Genomic DNA, 16,271 nt, shown 5'->3' on the forward strand with positions numbered 1-16,271 from the left:
ATGACCACAATCATTCTCGCCGGCGCGGGCCGGATGGGCGGCGCCCTGCTGCGCGGCTGGATGGCCGCGCTGGGGGAGGGGCTGCGGATCTATGCCGTCGACCCGCACGCCTCCGAGACGCTTGACGATATTGCCGCTGCCGCGCCCGGTCAGCCGCAGTTCTGCCATGCGGCCACCGCCGCTGATCTGCCGGAGAACCTCATTGCCGATGCCATCGTGGCGGCCTGCAAGCCGCAGCTGACCCATGCCGCTCTGCAGTCTCTGTCCGGCTGTGCAGGGCCAGATACGCTGGTGGTCTCGGTCGCTGCCGGGGTGCCGCTCAGCACCCTGCAGAGTGTCTTTGCCGCGCCATCCCCGGCGGTGCGTGCCATGCCCAATATCGGCGCGACGCTGGGCTGCTCCGCTACCGCCGCTGCTGCCAGCCCTGATTGCACCGTGCCTCACCGCGCTCTTGTGGAGCGGCTGTTCAGGGCCGTGGGAAGTTTCTCCTGGCTGGCCCGGGAGGAGGATCTGCACACGGTGACCGCCCTTTTCGGCAGCGGCCCAGCCTATGTCTTTGCCATGTGCGAGGCGATGATTGCTGCAGCTCAAGCGCAGGGGCTGGCCCCTGACACTGCCCGCGCGCTGGCCATCGCCACCGTCGCCGGCGCGGGCCGCTTGCTGCAGGAGACACCGGAACCGGCCCGGCTGCGCGAAACCGTCACCAGCCCCAACGGAACCACCGCTGCCGGGCTGCAGGCCCTTGGGGATAGCGGCCTGGCGGATGCCGTGTCTGCTGCCATCTCTGCCGCCGGAGCGCGGTCTCGTGAATTGTCCTAAGGATGTCATGACATTGCCACCCCCGCCTATTTGCTGTTGACTGACCGTCACAGGCGGCAGGCAGCAAGAGGGCAGGGCTGGACATGGGGGACAACCGGACGATCCGGCCAACGGCGGAACCAATTTATGAGGCCCTGAAGGAGCAAATCATTGAGGGTGAACTGGCCCCGGGCGAGCCTCTGCGCCAGGACGAGATCGCCCGCCAACACGGCGTCAGCAAGATCCCGGTCCGCGAAGCCCTGCTGAAGCTCGAGGTCGACGGCTACGTCCTGATGCGCAAGAACCGCGGCGCCATCGTTCGTGAAGTCACTGCTGAAGAGATTCTCCACATCATGGACATTCGCGTCGCGCTGGAGTGCAAAGCGCTGGAGCTGTCGATTCCGAATATGATCGCTTCGGATTTTACGGCAGCGTGGGCGATACTGGATGAATACTCCAGCCAGACAGAGCCAGCCCATTGGAGCGAAATGAACATCCGCTTTCATCAAGCCTTGTATGAGCCCTGCTCCAACCCTCTCCTGCTGCAGATGATCACGGACCTGCAGCAGAGGATTGGCCCCCAGCTGCGCCTTCTTGTCACTCAGGTCAGCGGTCTGGAACGGCCGCAGGAGGAGCACAAGGCCATTCTGCGGGCCTGTGAAACTGGTTGTATCGAAGAGGCCGTTGATCTCCTTCGTCAGCACATCCAAACGACCAAAAAGGAGACGGCGGCCCAGATGAGAAGGGGTGCGGCCTAGCTGAAGACAGCTCTGCTGTTCACATCAGTCTCTGGTAGGCCGGCACTATGCTGTTGAGCAGAGCGCCATGGGGCTGGCTGAGAGAACGGGACCAAGCCGTTCGTGGGCTGTGCGGCGGGTACGCCAGTCAGCGGTTTAAGCCGATTGCCGCCTAAGGGGCGGCAATCATATTCGTTTCATCACAGGACAGCGGCTGTTCGCATCACGGCCAGCACCAAAGCCGGCGCGGTGAAGTCCAAGCTTGCAGACCTGCTCTGGACGGCCGCAATCTATTAGCCCGGCTTCAGGAGCTCTTGCCCGCCGCATGCATTTGACGTTTGCGGTCCCGGGTGCGCCGGGTCGCCGCTTCGGAGCCGTCATGATAGGTGCCGAACCACTTGTCCCAGGGCATTTCAGCGTTGCCGTAGTTGCACTCGTAGTAGCGGTGGTGCAGCTGGTGGAAGAAAGCGCCGAGCAGCAGCGCCTGACGGTCCTTGGCCCAGATCGCCTCGTAGCCCGAATGCGAGGAGGCAGCACCGAGCATCAGCCAGTAGCCGAGGAACAGCATGTGCACCGGGTGGCTGGGCAGCACCAGCACGATCAGGATGGCGCTAAGGTAGCCCGCGGCCTCGACCGGGTGCATCGACATGCCGGACCAAGGGCCGGTGTTGACGTTGCGGTGATGCACCGCGTGGACGTGACGGTAGATGAAGGGCTGATGCAGGAACAGATGCACTACGTAGAAATGGAAGCTTTGCCAGATCGCCAGCACCGGGAACAGGGCGATGAACCAGATCGGGTGGGCTGCAAAACTGAGCGTGCCGATATATTCATTGGCATAGATCCAGCGCAGGACGCATTCCAGAATTGACAGGAAGGTCGCGCCGAAGACCATGGAATAATACATGTTGTCCCAGGTCTGGTAGCCGAATTTATAAAGCGCGTTCCTGCGTTTAGCATAAGGGCGGGGGTCGTATTTCAACAGTTTGCCCTGGCCGTCGATGCCGTAGAACCACAGATGCAACCCGCCGGCCACGATCAAAAGCAGCACCCAGTTGCGCAGGAACACCCAGGCCATCCAATCAAAAGCGAACCCGGCCTGCGCCGTGGTGACGGGCTGCAGCCAGAAAGACACTGCAAAGGCCAGCGCCACATAGATCGAGCGGTCGGAGACCTGCAGCCAGTTCTGCCACAGCCATTTCGCAAGCGTGCCCGGCTTGGGCGGCCAGTGCCAGTAGGGCGCGTGCTTCACCGGCAGATCAGGGTGCCAGTGCCATTCGCGGCTCATCGGACCGGGATCCTGGCGTTCGGTGTGCGGGGAAGCGTTTATGTCGGTTGTGGTCATGGCGCGGCGGCCTCCCTGATACAGCGATCCTTTAGACGAAGAGATAAGAGCGTGGCGCGAGCAAAGTAAAATGAGTAAAACAGGGCGGAATCACAAAGAAATTTTGGTGCTTAATGCGAAAACTGCCCAATCTGGTCTGGTTGCGCTCGTTTGAGAGCGCAGCGCAGCATCTGAGTTTCACCGAGGCGGCGCAGGAGCTCGGGATGACCCAGACTGCCGTCAGCCTGCATGTGCGCTCGCTGGAGGCGGAGCTGGGCTGCAAGCTGTTCACCCGTGCGGCGCGGCGGCTGACATTGACCGAGACGGGCAAGGCCTATGCCTACTCGCTGCGGCAGGCGTTGGGGGATATGGCGATTTCCACCGCAAGCCTGTTTGGTGCCGAGACAGAGCAGGTTCTGACCGTCCGGGTGCCGATGTCGACCGCAGGTCTGTGGCTGGCACACAGGTTGCCGGAATTTGCTGAACGGCATGCAGGCATTTCGGTGCGTATGGTGTCCAACATCTGGGCGGGAACCGAAGCGCCGGAGAATGTCGATGTGGAGCTGCGCTTTGGCTCAGGCGGCTGGGATGGCGGCGAGGTGCGGAGGATTTCGCAAGAGAGGCTGGTTCCGGTGCGTGCGGCGGGCAGCGGAATTCTCAGCCCAGAGGCCTTGCGGCAGGGCCCGGTGGTTCAAATCCTCGGGTTTGAGGATATGTTGCTGCGGTATCTGAACGCCCACGGCTGCGCACCGCTGCAGGAGGCAGCCAGGTTTGCGGTGGATACAACGGTGGCAGCGCTCGACATTGTTGCAGCAGGCGGCGGTTATGCCGTGGTCGTGGAGCGGTTTGCCCGCATGGCGATAGAAACAGGCAAGGCCATTTCCATTGCCGGGGATCCGGTGCCGGTCGATCAGGCACACTATCTGGTCAGCGTGCCCGCCCGGGCGTCCAGCGAGGCCGCGAAGCAGCTGTTCGAGGCCTGGCTTGAAGAGGTGTTTGCCTGAGCCTGCGGCTAGTCCTCCAGCAGTTCGCGGATGCTGGCATCCAGCTGCGCGGTGAAGCCTGGGTCATTGCCCGGGTTGGCGGCGCAATGGCCCCAGGGAGAGTCATAGGGGCGGAAAATTGCGTTGGGCATGTGGCGGGCTTCTATCTCATTGTCTTCCGGCGGGAAGTAGAGATCCTGGGTGCAGGGCATTAGGATGGCGCGGGCCTTGATGGCCTTGAGGGCGGCCTGGAAATCGCCGTTGTAGAGCGGCCCGGCGGAGATGTCGCCCGCTTGCCAGGTGGCAAGTTTGGCCAGCAGGTTGTTTGCATCCCAGCCCTGCACATGGTCCTGCTCCCAATCCTGCAGCAGGTCCTCGATGGTCTCGAACCCAAGCTGCCGGTAGAGATGCTCGCGGTAGAAGGTTTGCGAAAACGCCCAGCCGGCATAGACCCGGCCAAAGGCTTTGAGCCCGGCTTCGGGCGGGCTGGTGTAGTTGCCGCTGTTCCAGTTCTGGTCGGCGCAGAGGGCGGATTTCACGCCTTCGAGGAAAACGAAGTTATGCGGCGAGGTTTTGGCCGAAGCGCAGAACGGCAGGATCGCCTGAACCATGTCCGGGTATTGCGCCGCCCATTGGTAAGATTGGCAGCCCGCCATCGACCAGCCTGCGACCAGGGCGATTTGCTCGATGCCGAGGTGATCGTGGATCAGCCGGTGCTGGGCGGCGATGTTGTCCCACATCTCCACCAGCGGGAAGCGGGGGCCGTCCTGCGGGGCAGGGGTGTTGGAGGGTGAGGAGGAGCGGCCGTTGCCGAACAGATTGGGGCTGACGATGAAATGCTTTGCGGGGTCTATGGCGCGGCCGGGGCCGAAGAAGCCCTCGTTGCGGGAATTGGTGCCGGTGTAGAAGGTGGGCAGTACAATGACATTGTCGCGCGCGGGCGAGAGGGTGCCATAGGTCTGATAGGCGAGCTTGGCGTCTTTCAGGACGTCTCCTGACAGCAGCGGGAAGTCTCCCAGGTCTAAGATTTCGTAATCCGGCATTTTGAGGCTCTTTTGGTTTGTATAACTGAGATTGCCCCCGGCCTGTCTTTAAGCCGGGGGCGAGAGTTTACTCTGCGGGGGTCACGCGTTCTTCGTCGTGGCGGGCGCGCATGCCGTCGCGGATCACTGCTTTGAACAGGGCGATACCCATCAGCGCCATCACCACCGAGAAGGGCAGCGCGCCGATGATCATCGCGGTGTTGATCGCGCCCAGGCCTCCGGCCGCCAGCAGGGTGCCGATCACCAGCGTCAGGGCGGCGCCCCAGACGATGATGTGGATCTTGGGCTTCTGCTGCGCATCGCCGCCGGCTGCGATGGTGTTGATGATCAGCACTGCCGAGTCCGCCGAGGTCACCAGATAGGTGAGCAGCAGCACAACGATGACAACGGTCATCAGCAGCGCCAAGCCGGAGGGCAGCATGTGGTTGATCATTGCAAACAGCTGCGAGGACAGGCCCGCGCCGGTGATCGCATCACCTGCATCGCCGTTCAGGGTCAGGTCGATGGCGGTGCCGCCGACAAAGGTGAACCAGACAAAACACATCAGCGACGGCACGATCATCGCACCCAGTACGTATTCGCGGAAGGTGCGGCCGCGGGAAATGCGGGCCAGGAACAACCCGACAAAGGGGGCAAAGGCGATCCACCAGGCCCAGTAGAAGATGGTCCAGCCGCCCTGCCAGCCAGCCAGCTGGGTGGCGACGCTGTCTGCCACGCCGTCGCCTTTCCAGACGGTGACCGCCATGGCCGGGAAGGCGGTCACATAGTCCCAGAGGCCGATGAAAAGGCTTTTGAGCGCAAAGACCGTCGAGCCGAAGATCAGGAAGAAGGCGAGCAGGAAGAACGACAGCCCCATATTGATGTTGGAGAGCCACTTGATCCCCTTGCCGACGCCAGACAACGCCGAGAGGGTGGAGGCCAGCATCACAATGCCAAGGGCGATAATCATCGCGGTGATGGTGGGGGCCCCCTCGGCGTCCATCATCCATTCGGCACCGGTGATGTTGAAGATGCCGGAGGCAAATTGCGACACGCCATAGCCCAGCGTCACCGAGACGCCGAGGATGGTGGCAATCACCGAGACGATGTCGATAACATGGCCCAAGGGGCCCGAAAGCGCATTGCCGAACAGCGGCGCCAAGCCGGAACGGATAGTCAGCGGCAGCCCGCGGGAATAGCTGAAAAAGCCGAGTGCCAGACCGACAATCGCGTAGCAGCCCCAGGCCGAGAACCCCCAGTGCATGAAGGACCAGCGGTAGGCAGGGCGGACGTTCTCGGCGGTGGAGCCTTCGGCCAGACCCTGGATCACATCCGGGTTGGTGCCGAAATGGTAAAGCGGCTCAGCCGTGGCATAGGTCAGCATGCCGATGCCGATCCCGGCACCGAACATCATGGAAAACCAGGAAAAATTGGAAAACTCGGGCTTTTCGTCTGCCGCACCCAGCTTCAGCCGCCCGGTGGCGGGCCATAGCGCCAAAGCGACACAGACCACGATATAGAACGCCATCACATACATGTACCAGCTGCCGGTGTTGGCATCGATGGCGCCACGGATGCTTTTCAGCACCGCGCCTGCCTGATCCGGCCAGACCGCGGCCCAGAGGATCAGGAGGCCAATGGCGATTTTGGAGCCCAGGGCGACCATCCTGTTGAACCCGCGGTAGAAGCCCTGGTCATGGGTCTCTATGTGCAGGTCCGTCATCGGTGGCTTTATCGGCATTCGTATTTCCTTCCTGTCGGTATTTTTGATGCCTTGCGTTTGCCGCAAGTGCGGATTTGCGGCCCGTTCGGGCCAGCGGAGTTCGTGAAGTCCCTATTTCACGTATCGGTCAGGCGTCTTCTTCCTGTTTGGCTTCGTTGCGCATCAGATGCATGATCTCGCGCTCGCATTCGGGGTAGCCTTCGAGCTCGACCAGATCCTCTTTGCTGCGGATCTCTTTGCCTTTCTTGAAGTCCAGTTCGAGGATGGTCTTGAGGCGTCCCGGGTGGGCCGACAGGAAGACGATGCGGTCGGCGAGGAAGATCGCCTCCTGAATGTCGTGGGTGACCAGCAGGATGGTGGTCTGGGTGGTGCGCATAATGTCCAGCAGCATTTCCTGCATGTGCCAGCGGGTTTCCGCATCGAGTGCGCCGTAGGGCTCGTCCATCAGCAGGATTTCCGGTGCGTTGGCCAGGGTGCGGGCGATGGCGACCCGCTGCTTCATGCCGCCCGACAGGGTCTTGGGGTAGGCGTCGCGGAACTTTGTCAGATGCACCAGGTCGATGTAGTGCAGCGCGCGCTCGCGGCGTTCCGCCTTGGGGATACCGTTCAGCTTCATGCCGTATTCGACGTTCTCCAGCACCGTCAGCCAAGGAAACGATGTGTAGCTTTGAAACACCATGCCGCGTTCGCGGGCCGGGCCGTGGATCGGCCGGCCCTCCAGGCTGAGAGTGCCGCTGGTGGGGGTATGGAGGCCCGCGACGATATTCAAGAGCGTGGACTTGCCGCAGCCCGAGGGCCCCAGCAGCACGCACAGCTCGTTGCGGGCCACCGAGAAGGACACATCGCGCAAGGCTTCGACCCCGCCGCCGCGTGTGGGGAATGTCTTGCAGACATTCTGGACGGATAGAATGGTGCTGGATTGCATGATGCGCCCCTCTTTGCTGGTTTCTGTGGATCAGCCGCGGTAGCCGCTGTCGTAAAGCTCCTTGTGCAGGGTGCATTCGACGCCGGTTTCGGGCGCTTTGACCTCCTGGATCAGGCCGAATTTGACCCACCATTCGCTGACCAGGTTCCAGTGGTCAGACATCTGGCCGTTGGTCTGCTCAAACGGGGGATTGCCTGGGGCGGCACCGCAGAACTGCGCCGCTTCGATGAAGTCGTAGACATAGAGGCCGCCATCCAGAGAGGTGCCGTCCTTGCCCAGAACCAGCTCAACGTCGGCGATGCTCATCCCCATGCCCTTGGCGATGATCTCGTTGCCTTCTGTTGGGTTCTGCTTCCACCAGGCAATGGCGTCATACATCGCTTGCATGGTCTTCAGGGCCACGTCGCGGCGGTCGTTGATCAGCGCGTTGCTCATATAGTGGCCGTCGGCGACTACTGCGTTCTTCAGCCAGAAGGGTTCGTCGGACTGGGTCAGGATGCTGGAGCCTTCCAGGGCTTTCAGCGTGTTGGTGCCGTAGGGTTCCCAGAACTCAGAGGCCGCCACGCCGCCGCCGATCATGGCGGCAAAGGCATCATCGGCGATGATGTTGCGGTAGACGACCGAGTCATAGGCGGCGCCGTTCTGTTCCAGCCACATGGCGACATAGATCTGTGCCAGCCCGCCTTCGAGCACGGCGACCTCTTTCCCGGCCAGGTCGGCGGCGCTTTCGATACCGGGGCCTGCGACGACCTTGTCGGTGCCGTTCGAGAGGTTGCCAAAGGCCACCAGCTTGACCGGCAGGCCGCGCTCGACGCCGACCGGGGTGAATTCGGCAGTGGAAGAGACCACGTCAAGCTGGCCTGCAGCAACCAGGTTGAAGCTTTCATAGGGGTCTTCGATGGTCTGGTACTGGATGTCCAGATCCGGGGCGAGGCCCTTTTCCGCCGCGATGTGCCAGAAGCCGTAGCCCGGCCAGGTGAAGCCCGCGATCTTGACGCTTTCTGCGGCCCATACGGGGGCGGCGGCGCCTGCCAGTGCTAAGGCTGCGATGCAGCCACTGGCGGATTTCAGCAGTTTCTTGGTCATCGTCACGATACCTCCCTTGCGACGTCATTTTTTTGTTTGGTGTGTTTTAAAGTTCTGCTCCGGCTCCTCAGGAATATTCGTCGAGATACTGGAACGCGCGGCGGTGCAGCGCCCGCAGCAGGTAGTCGAAGATCAGCCCCAGAAGACCGATCACCAGGATGCCGGCCATGATCTGATCCACATGCAAGAAGCGTTTGGCGCGCATCATCATGGCGCCGATGCCGGCGTCTGCGGCGGTGATCTCTGCGATCACCAGATAGGTCCAGCTGACCGCCAGCATCTGGCGCATGGCGATCACGATGTTGGGCAGGGCGGCGGGGACAACGACGGTGCGCAGCACCTGCCAGCGGGAGCCGCCCAGGGTCACGGATGTGTTGATCAGATCCTTGGGAACGGCTTTGGTGTGGTCTGCAATCAGGGTGATCAGGAACCAGATCACGCCGATAAACAGCAGTGCCAGTTTTTGGGCGTCGCCCGCCCCGAACCACATCAGCAACAGGGGAATGAAGGACGGGGCGGGCAGGTAACGCCAAGCCGAGACGAAGGGGGAGAAAAACGCTTCGACCGATTTGAACGCGCCCATCAGAATGCCGAGCGGCACCGCAACTGCGCAGGCCAGGGCAAAGCTGAACATCACCCGCCAGACGCTGATCAGCACATCACCGAGAAAACCTTGCTCGGTGAAGAGCGTGTAGAGCGCTGTCAGGACCTTGCCGGGCCCTGGCAGCAGGATTGCGGGCATCACGCCGGACCAGGCGGCGATCTGCCAGATGGCAAAGAACAGGACCCAGACCGCTACCCCGAGGGTGAGGCGCCAGGAAGCGGGGATGTCCGATTTGAACTCGAAGATCCGCAGTTTCGGGCGCGTGTCCTTGGCCCGGGTTGCTGGTAAAGTCCGAAGGGCCTGGGTCATGGGTCTGTCCTTTGCTGGGAGGGATTAGTAGAGGCGCAGGTATTCCTGCACTTCCCAGTCGGTGACCGACTGGTGGTAGCGCTCCCATTCATCGTTCTTGTATTCCAGGAACGACTTGCGCATCACCGGGCCCATCACGTGTTCGGCCATCTCGTCATGGCGCAGTGCCTCGATGGCGTTGAACAGCGTGCGGGGCAGGCGGCGGATGCCCAGTTCCTGCAGTTCGGCTTCGGTCTTCGAGTACAGATCGAAGTCGGTCGGTTTGCCCGGGTCGATCTTGTTCTTGATGCCCTTCAGCGCGCAGCTCAGGTGCATCGCCATCGCAAGGTAGACATTCATGGTCATGTCGCAGGCGCGGTTTTCGATGCAGTGGCGGCTTTGCGGCAGCCGGAACTGGGCGGAACGGTTGTTGAAGCCGTAAGTGATGTTGGTCGGCGCCCAGGTGACGGTGCCGCCTTCGAAACCGCCCACCCGCGGCACCAGGCCGTTGTAGGAGTTCACGGTCGGGCAGGTGATCGCGGTGATCGCCTCGGCGTGCTGCATCAGGCCGCCCACGGCCCAGCGGCTTTCGTCGGACCAATCGCTGCCATCGGCGGTTTCAAAGATGTTCTCACCCGGGCGGCTGTCATGCTGCATCGACATGTTGATATGCGCACCGGAGCGCCAGTCGCCCACCGTCGGCTTCGGCATGAAGGTCACGAACATGCCGTGTTTCTTGGCCACTTCCTTGAGGGTGATGCGCAGGAAGGCCAGCCGGTCGGACATTTCCAGCATGTTGGTATAGTGGAAATCCAGCTCGAACTGGGAATAGGCGCCCTCGGCAACCACGTCGTGCAGGTTCCAGCCCAAGCCTTCGATGATGTCGATCATGTCCTTCAGGAAGGGCATCGAGTCGATGGAGTATTCCACGTCATAGCCAAAGGCCTGGCGGCGCGGGGAGATGGCCTTGCCCAGATCGTCGTCGAAGGCTTTCACCGGCAGGCCGTTTTCGTCGTATTTCATGACGATGAATTCAGGCTCGACGCCGGCAAAACCGCTGTAGCCTTCCAGTTTGGCCTCATGCATGGCGCGCTTCAGGGCCTGGCGCGAGCAGACGTTATACGGCGCGTCTTCCCAGTAAAGGTCCGAGAAGATGATCGCCATCGAGTTGTCCCAGGGGCAGACATAGACGGCGTCCAGATCCGGTACCACCACCTGGTCGCTGTCGGCGGGGCTGAGTTCCGGCACAAAGGAGATCGAGTGCACGGCGAACTGCGGGCCCTTGCCGAGGCAGAGCGGTTCGAAGTCGCTCATCGGCACCGGCTTGGTCTTAGGGATGCCGTGCAGGTCGATCCAGGCGGCCATCACGTATTTGACGCCGGCCGCTTCCAGCTGCTCGCGCACCTCGGGGATGCGGGGGCGGTTGCGCTCCACGGCGTCGTGGAAGCTTTCGTAATAGATCTTCTCTTCGGGATTTGCTTTCAGCATCAGTCGTCCTCCCTTGAATGGCAATATGCTGCTGGCCGCTGACCGGGGACCGGTCAGCGCTGTTTTCGTTTTCCTTGTTTGCAGTTACCTGGCGAAAAAGGCGGGCAACCCGTCACCCGGGGCGCGGACTAGGGTGCCCAGTCGCCAGGAGCGGCGTTTCTTAGCCCGGGACAAAGTCCGACGGGTCGATGCCCGGGACCTCGGTGATCCCGGCCAGCTGTTTCCAGTTGTGCGGATAGGCGGCGTAGAAGATCACGCATTTGCCGTCCGCCTCATAAGAGATGTGGTTGTCCTTGGGCACAAACAGCACGTCGCCGCGGTTGCAGATGTATTCCTTGCCGTCGCAGACCAGCCGGAAGGTGCCCTCCAGGCAGTAGATGATCTCGTCGCAGGTCAGGTCCCACGGCACCTTGATGTTATTCAGAACATTGATGCCGCCGCACATGGACTTGCTGAATTCGCTGGTGACCATCGGCTTGATGTAGGTGTCGCTGTCGCCCATGGAGTCATAGCGCTCCTGGACCAGGTCGAATTTGAAAAGCTGCGGTTGATCGCCCATGGGTTACTTCCCCTCGCTGGCCAGGTGTTTCAGAATGCTTTCGTTCAGTTCGACCTTGTAGCCGTCCGGATCTTCGCAGAAGGCGATGATCCGGGTGCCGTTCTTCATCGGTCCCGGCGGGCGGGTGATGTTGACGCCGGCCGCTGCCAGCTGCTCACAGGCGGCATAGACGTCCGGGGTTTCGATGCAGATGTGGCCCCAGCCGTTGCCCTTGTCGTAAGGCTCTTTCTGATCCCAGTTCGCAGTCAGCTCTAGCGTAGGGGATTCCGCCTCCGGGCCGTAGCCGATGAAGGTGTTGGTGAATTTGCCTTCGGGGTAGTCGGTGCGGCGCAGCACCTCCATGCCCAGAATTCCGCAGTAGAATTCCAGCGATTTCTCCATGTCCATCACCCGCATCATCGTGTGGGCCAGGCGGAAACCCTTGGAAATGGGTTCACTCATGTGTCGTCTTCCTCTTGGTTCAGGCGTTTGCCGGAGCAGTGGCGATGTCGCGTTCGATCATGTCCTGGAAGGCGCGGACACTGTCTTCCCAGGCCGGCGACAGCAGCCCGCCGTCATTGGCAACCGGGGACTTGCGGCCCTCGTACATGCGTTCGACCATCTCGTGGTCTTCCTTGTGGACGTCCCACCACAGGTCCTTCAGGCCCTGGATTTCCTCTGCGCTCAATTCCTGCCCCTCGGTGGTATAAAGCGCGCGGTACTGGCGCATCTTGCCGGGACCGACGGGCACGTTCAGGTAGACTCCCAGCTGATCCGGGAAATAGCGGCCCAGGATGAAGTTGGGATAGAGCGTCAGATAGCGCGAGCTGACCGCAAGGCTGCCTGCGGTACCGACCTCTTCCTTCAGGTCTACCGCGCTGCCGAGGCAGTTGCCGTCGGTGATGGTGTAATGATCCTCCAGCGGCTGGTCGGTGGTCGAGGAATGCACGAACTGGACATGGTAGGGCTCAATGAAGTTCTCCATGATCAGTTTCCAGTTGGTGTCGATCTCGCCGAAATCGAGCAGGCCGATCGGCTCCAGCTTATCGTAGTTGATGCCCTCCAGGCGGCTGATCAGCGGCGCGGCGTAATCTTCAAACTCGGGCGCGTTGCCGTCCAGATTGACGAAGATCCAGTCTTGCCAGACATGGGTGCGGACCGGCTTTAGGCGGTGTTCCTTCAGGTCGAAACCGTCGAACTCCTGCTTGCCGGTGCCGGCGAAATGCGGCGCGGCACGCAGCCGGCCTTCCAGATCATAGGCCCAGGCGTGATAGGGGCAGCGGATCAGCTTGCCGACATTCTTGGGCTTGTCGACCAGGGTCATGCAGCGGTGCAGGCAGACGTTGTGAAACACCTGGATGCCGCCGTCCTGGCCGCGCACCGTCAGCAGCGGCAGGCCGGCGCAGCTAACCGGGTGGGCGTCTCCCGGATCGGCCACTTGATGGGCGAACCCGATGAACACCCAGTTCTTGGACAGCACGGTCTGGCATTCCTTCTGCCAGAACTCCTCGCTGCGGTATGCCTCGGCGGTCAGCCCGTGTTCCGGCCCTTCGGCAAGTTTTGTCTTTTCCTCGGCAATTGTCATTATTCCTCCCTTCGACACTGCCACATGCGGGGGCCTTTCCAAGGCTTCCGCATGGATTGTGTCCCTGCTCCGGGCTGGCCTGTGTGCAGATCCTTGGCCGGTTTCGCAGGGCCCGGGTTGATGTTTGCGAAAATCGCACGGTCTGGCAATAGTTTTTTGCGATATTCGTGATGAATCGTAAAAATTGGCTGTGAATCAAGGAGCGCGGGGCAAGTTTCACCAGGTTGAAATTCGAATTTCGCACGTTTGGCGGGTGTGTTTTTCCGGGAATCGCAATTTTTGAAGCGATTCCCTACCGGTTTCTGCCCGGTTGATCCGGCTGACAAATGGGCGGCTGGAAAGATTTCCGGGCGGCAAATTGCGGATTCCTGCGCCTTGGCGTAATCTCGGTTGCGGAAATAGCAGACGAGCAGCAGGGCAGATGGCAGGAAAACAGCAGAATTCCTCCCGCGTGAAGCGGACCAATCAAAGCATCCGGTCGCCGGGAGACGACCTCAACCAGCAGATCATCCGGCTGCTGCAGCAGGACGGGCGGATGGCGTTTTCGGAGATCGCCCAGAAGCTGGATGTGTCCGAAGGCACCATCCGCAACCGGGTGAGCGGCCTGCGCGAGAACAACATGCTGCGGATTGTGGCGATGTCGGATCCGGTGGCGACGGAATACACCACGGACGCGATGATCGGCGTCAATGTTGCTTCGGGTGTCACCCCGCGGCAGGTGGCGGACCGGCTGCAGAAGGATCCGCGGGTGGTCTTCATCCTGTGGGTGGCGGGGCGTTATGACCTGATTGTCGAACTGGTGAGCGACGACGGCGATGCGCTGAAGCGGTTCCTGGAGCATGAGATCCACGGCAGCAGCGATATCGCCGAAGCCGATGTCATGCTGGGGCTGCAGAACTTCAAGAACCAGTTCCTGTTGAAGCGCGACATGCCGGAGGACAGCCCGGCAGACGGCTGAGATTTTGGGGCAGGGGGCTCCCACCTGTGGCTGCATCTTTTCCAAGATGCCTCACAGTTGGGCGTAGCGCCGGGCTGACGCCCGACGCGGTTGCGTCAAGGTTCCACGCCGGCGGCTGGGCTGGATTGGCAGCAATCCTTCACGTCCTGAACAAACAGCTCAACTGCCCGGCGGTGCACCTGGATGCGGCGGGTGGCGAGGCAGAAGGGGGAATGCCAGCGTAACAGCGGATGGCGGAGTTCGCGCAGTTTGCCGCTGGCAACCCAGGCCTGCGCATAATGCGCCGGCAGCGGGCCGAGGTACTGGCCGGTTTCAATCAGCATGGCCATGGCCTCCATATTGGCGACCACTGCCTTAGGTTCAGGGCTGCCGAGGTCGGGGGAAACCAGCATGTCATAGGAACGCTGGCAGAGCGGGTAGGTCGCCACCTGCTGCGGGCTGACCTCTGCAGCCGGCAGGGCGAACAACGGGTGGGTCCGGCCGCAGTAGAGATAGTGTTCTTCGGTGCAGAGCTCCTCATAGGCCAGATCGGCTATCTGGTTGCGGAACGGGGCGATGGCCGCGTGCAGCTCGCCGGTGATCAGCTGCTGGGTCAGATCGGCAGGCGAGGCCACGACAATTTCCAGCCGGACCTCGTTTGGGCGGGCGAGGAAACGCTGAAGCGCCTGGGAAAGATTGAGCCCGGGCAGGCTGTTGACCGCATCCACCATTCCGATGCGCAGGTCGCCGGTCACTGCGTCGCGCAATTCCAGCAGTTCAGCGTCGAAATCACGGGCGCTGCGCAATATGTCGCGGGCTTTCTGATAAGCGATCTCGCCGCGTTCGGTCAGGCGGAAGCCGCCGCGGCCGCGTTCGCAGACCCGGTAGCCCAGCGAGGTCTCCAGATCGCGGATGCGGATGCTGATGGCGGACTGGGTGATCCCAAGTGCATATTGCGCATCGGAAAAGCCGCCGCATTCCACTACGGTGACAAAGGTTTCCAGCAGTGTGTTGCGCAGCAGTTTCATGGCGCGCCTCCTTTTGGCGGTCAGCGGCTATTACATAAATCTTCCTCATGTGAAGATAATCAATGTAATATTTTTTCATGCATCAGCCTGTGCTGATCTGTTCTCCGACCTTTGTCAACCATGCCAACTGGGAGGAGACCCGCATGGCCTTTACCTTGAAAACCCTGAAAGCCACCGCTGCCGCGGCGCTGCTGAGCCTGGCGCCGGCGGCTGTGTTTGCCGAAGACTGGAAATTCGCCATCGAGGAGATTCCGGGCTCGATCATGGATGCCTATGCGCAGGAGTTCAAAAAGCGCATTGAGGCGGCGACCGACGGCGATGTGACCGTGACCGTCTATCCGATGGGCACACTGGGCACCCCGACCGAGACCGTCGAGCAGGCTGCCGATGGCATCATCCAGCTGACCAACGTCTCGATCGGCAACCTCGGCACCATTGTACCGGAAAGCCAGGTGTTCCTGCTGCCTTACCTGCTGCCCTCTGATCCAGCAGCGATCTCGAAGATCCTCAGCAGCTCGGACACCATCTATGGTGACCTGAATGCGGACTTCCAGAAGCGCGGCCTGGAAGTGATGACTATGTATTCTGAAGGCCCGCAGGTCTGGACCACCAACCGCGAGATCCGGACCCCGGAGGATTTTGAGAACTTCAAGATGCGGGTGATGGTGTCGCCGATCCTGCTGGAAACATATAAAAACATGGGCGCGAGCCCGACTCCGCTGCCGTTTGGCGAAGTGTTCGGTGCGCTGCAGCTGGGTGCAGTCGACGGCCAGGTGAACCCGATCCCGACCATTGAGGAAATGAAGTTCTATGAAGTCACCAGCCACCTGATCTGGGCTGGCGAGCAGGAACTGGTCACCACCGTTGTCGCAGGCTCCGACTGGTTTGCCACCCTGACCCCGGAGCGCCAGCAACTGGTGCGTGACACCATGGCGGATATGACCGGCTTCATTGACGGCGTGGTCACCGACTTCAACCAGGCCCGCCTGGACGTGATCAAGGCAGCCAAGCCGGACATCGGCCTGGTGGTTCTGACCGAAGAAGAGCGTGACGTCTTCCGTGCCCGTTCGGGCGACACTGCCGCGGCTTATGTTGAGACCGCAGGCGCCCGCGGCCAGGAGCTGCTGGACGCGCTGCAGGCAGAGCTGGCGGGCAACTGATCCCGCTTTCAGGCCTCGCGCGCATTTGTGCGGGGCCGCACCAAG

General features: G+C 61.5%; 16 protein-coding genes. 5 read left to right on the plus strand and 11 right to left on the minus strand.

Translation table 11 applies throughout. The features are described 5' to 3' along the window. Nucleotides 1–819 (plus strand): pyrroline-5-carboxylate reductase, encoded by an 819-nt coding sequence (proC, locus tag RA19_RS16430; protein ID WP_039164551.1) that lies wholly within the window; start codon nucleotides 1–3, stop codon nucleotides 817–819. A gap of 83 nt (nucleotides 820–902) precedes the next feature. Next, nucleotides 903–1,556, plus strand: coding sequence for a GntR family transcriptional regulator (locus RA19_RS16435; RefSeq protein ID WP_039164553.1), 654 nt, complete (start codon nucleotides 903–905; stop codon nucleotides 1,554–1,556). Between the two features lie 283 nt (nucleotides 1,557–1,839). Here the strand turns inward: RA19_RS16435 and RA19_RS16440 are convergent, their stop codons facing one another. Continuing rightward, complete coding sequence (locus RA19_RS16440; protein ID WP_052261840.1) at nucleotides 1,840–2,880, minus strand: sterol desaturase family protein; 1,041 nt, start codon at nucleotides 2,878–2,880, stop codon at nucleotides 1,840–1,842. Between the two features lie 113 nt (nucleotides 2,881–2,993). Between RA19_RS16440 and RA19_RS16445 the strand changes: the two genes are divergently transcribed. Then, the gene (locus tag RA19_RS16445) at nucleotides 2,994–3,863 is read left to right on the plus strand and encodes a LysR family transcriptional regulator (protein ID WP_039164555.1); all 870 of its coding nucleotides are present in this window, start codon (nucleotides 2,994–2,996) and stop codon (nucleotides 3,861–3,863) included. A gap of 8 nt (nucleotides 3,864–3,871) precedes the next feature. Here the strand turns inward: RA19_RS16445 and RA19_RS16450 are convergent, their stop codons facing one another. From RA19_RS16450 to RA19_RS16490, 9 genes are all read right to left on the minus strand, one after another. Further along, nucleotides 3,872–4,885: an alpha/beta fold hydrolase gene (locus tag RA19_RS16450; RefSeq protein ID WP_039164556.1), complete on the minus strand. Its 1,014-nt coding sequence runs from the start codon at nucleotides 4,883–4,885 to the stop codon at nucleotides 3,872–3,874. A gap of 67 nt (nucleotides 4,886–4,952) precedes the next feature. Beyond that, on the minus strand, nucleotides 4,953–6,605 hold the full coding sequence (locus RA19_RS16455; protein WP_039164557.1) for a BCCT family transporter: 1,653 nt from the start codon (nucleotides 6,603–6,605) through the stop codon (nucleotides 4,953–4,955). 109 nt (nucleotides 6,606–6,714) lie between these two features. Continuing rightward, nucleotides 6,715–7,512 (minus strand): ABC transporter ATP-binding protein, encoded by a 798-nt coding sequence (locus RA19_RS16460; RefSeq protein WP_039164558.1) that lies wholly within the window; start codon nucleotides 7,510–7,512, stop codon nucleotides 6,715–6,717. 30 nt (nucleotides 7,513–7,542) lie between these two features. After that, nucleotides 7,543–8,598, minus strand: a complete 1,056-nt coding sequence (locus RA19_RS16465; protein WP_052261841.1) for an ABC transporter substrate-binding protein — start codon at nucleotides 8,596–8,598, stop codon at nucleotides 7,543–7,545. A gap of 67 nt (nucleotides 8,599–8,665) precedes the next feature. Further along, nucleotides 8,666–9,511, minus strand: a complete 846-nt coding sequence (locus RA19_RS16470; protein WP_039164560.1) for an ABC transporter permease — start codon at nucleotides 9,509–9,511, stop codon at nucleotides 8,666–8,668. Nucleotides 9,512–9,535: 24 nt separating this feature from the next. Further along, nucleotides 9,536–10,978 carry a glutamine synthetase family protein gene (locus tag RA19_RS16475; protein WP_039164561.1) on the minus strand — a complete coding sequence of 481 codons (1,443 nt, stop codon included), beginning with the start codon at nucleotides 10,976–10,978 and terminating at the stop codon, nucleotides 9,536–9,538. 160 nt (nucleotides 10,979–11,138) lie between these two features. Next, complete coding sequence (locus RA19_RS16480) at nucleotides 11,139–11,537, minus strand: cupin domain-containing protein (protein WP_039130679.1); 399 nt, start codon at nucleotides 11,535–11,537, stop codon at nucleotides 11,139–11,141. Between the two features lie 3 nt (nucleotides 11,538–11,540). Next, nucleotides 11,541–11,978, minus strand: coding sequence for a lactoylglutathione lyase (gloA, locus tag RA19_RS16485; protein ID WP_039164564.1), 438 nt, complete (start codon nucleotides 11,976–11,978; stop codon nucleotides 11,541–11,543). Nucleotides 11,979–11,997: 19 nt separating this feature from the next. Beyond that, a complete protein-coding gene (locus RA19_RS16490; protein ID WP_039164565.1) occupies nucleotides 11,998–13,101 on the minus strand; it encodes an aromatic ring-hydroxylating oxygenase subunit alpha in 1,104 nt (367 codons plus the stop codon). 451 nt (nucleotides 13,102–13,552) lie between these two features. Here RA19_RS16490 and RA19_RS16495 point away from each other — a divergent pair, with 451 nt between their 5' ends. Beyond that, nucleotides 13,553–14,059: an Lrp/AsnC family transcriptional regulator gene (locus tag RA19_RS16495; RefSeq protein ID WP_241479084.1), complete on the plus strand. Its 507-nt coding sequence runs from the start codon at nucleotides 13,553–13,555 to the stop codon at nucleotides 14,057–14,059. Between the two features lie 95 nt (nucleotides 14,060–14,154). Here RA19_RS16495 and RA19_RS16500 read toward each other — a convergent pair whose 3' ends face one another. Continuing rightward, nucleotides 14,155–15,066 carry a LysR family transcriptional regulator gene (locus tag RA19_RS16500; RefSeq protein WP_039164569.1) on the minus strand — a complete coding sequence of 304 codons (912 nt, stop codon included), beginning with the start codon at nucleotides 15,064–15,066 and terminating at the stop codon, nucleotides 14,155–14,157. 143 nt (nucleotides 15,067–15,209) lie between these two features. Between RA19_RS16500 and RA19_RS16505 the strand changes: the two genes are divergently transcribed. Then, a complete protein-coding gene (locus tag RA19_RS16505) occupies nucleotides 15,210–16,226 on the plus strand; it encodes a TRAP transporter substrate-binding protein (protein ID WP_039164681.1) in 1,017 nt (338 codons plus the stop codon). The last annotated feature ends 45 nt before the right edge of the window (nucleotides 16,227–16,271 follow it).

The sequence above is a fragment of the Leisingera sp. ANG-M1 genome (assembly GCF_000813745.1).
Taxonomy (GTDB): Bacteria; Pseudomonadota; Alphaproteobacteria; order Rhodobacterales; family Rhodobacteraceae; genus Leisingera.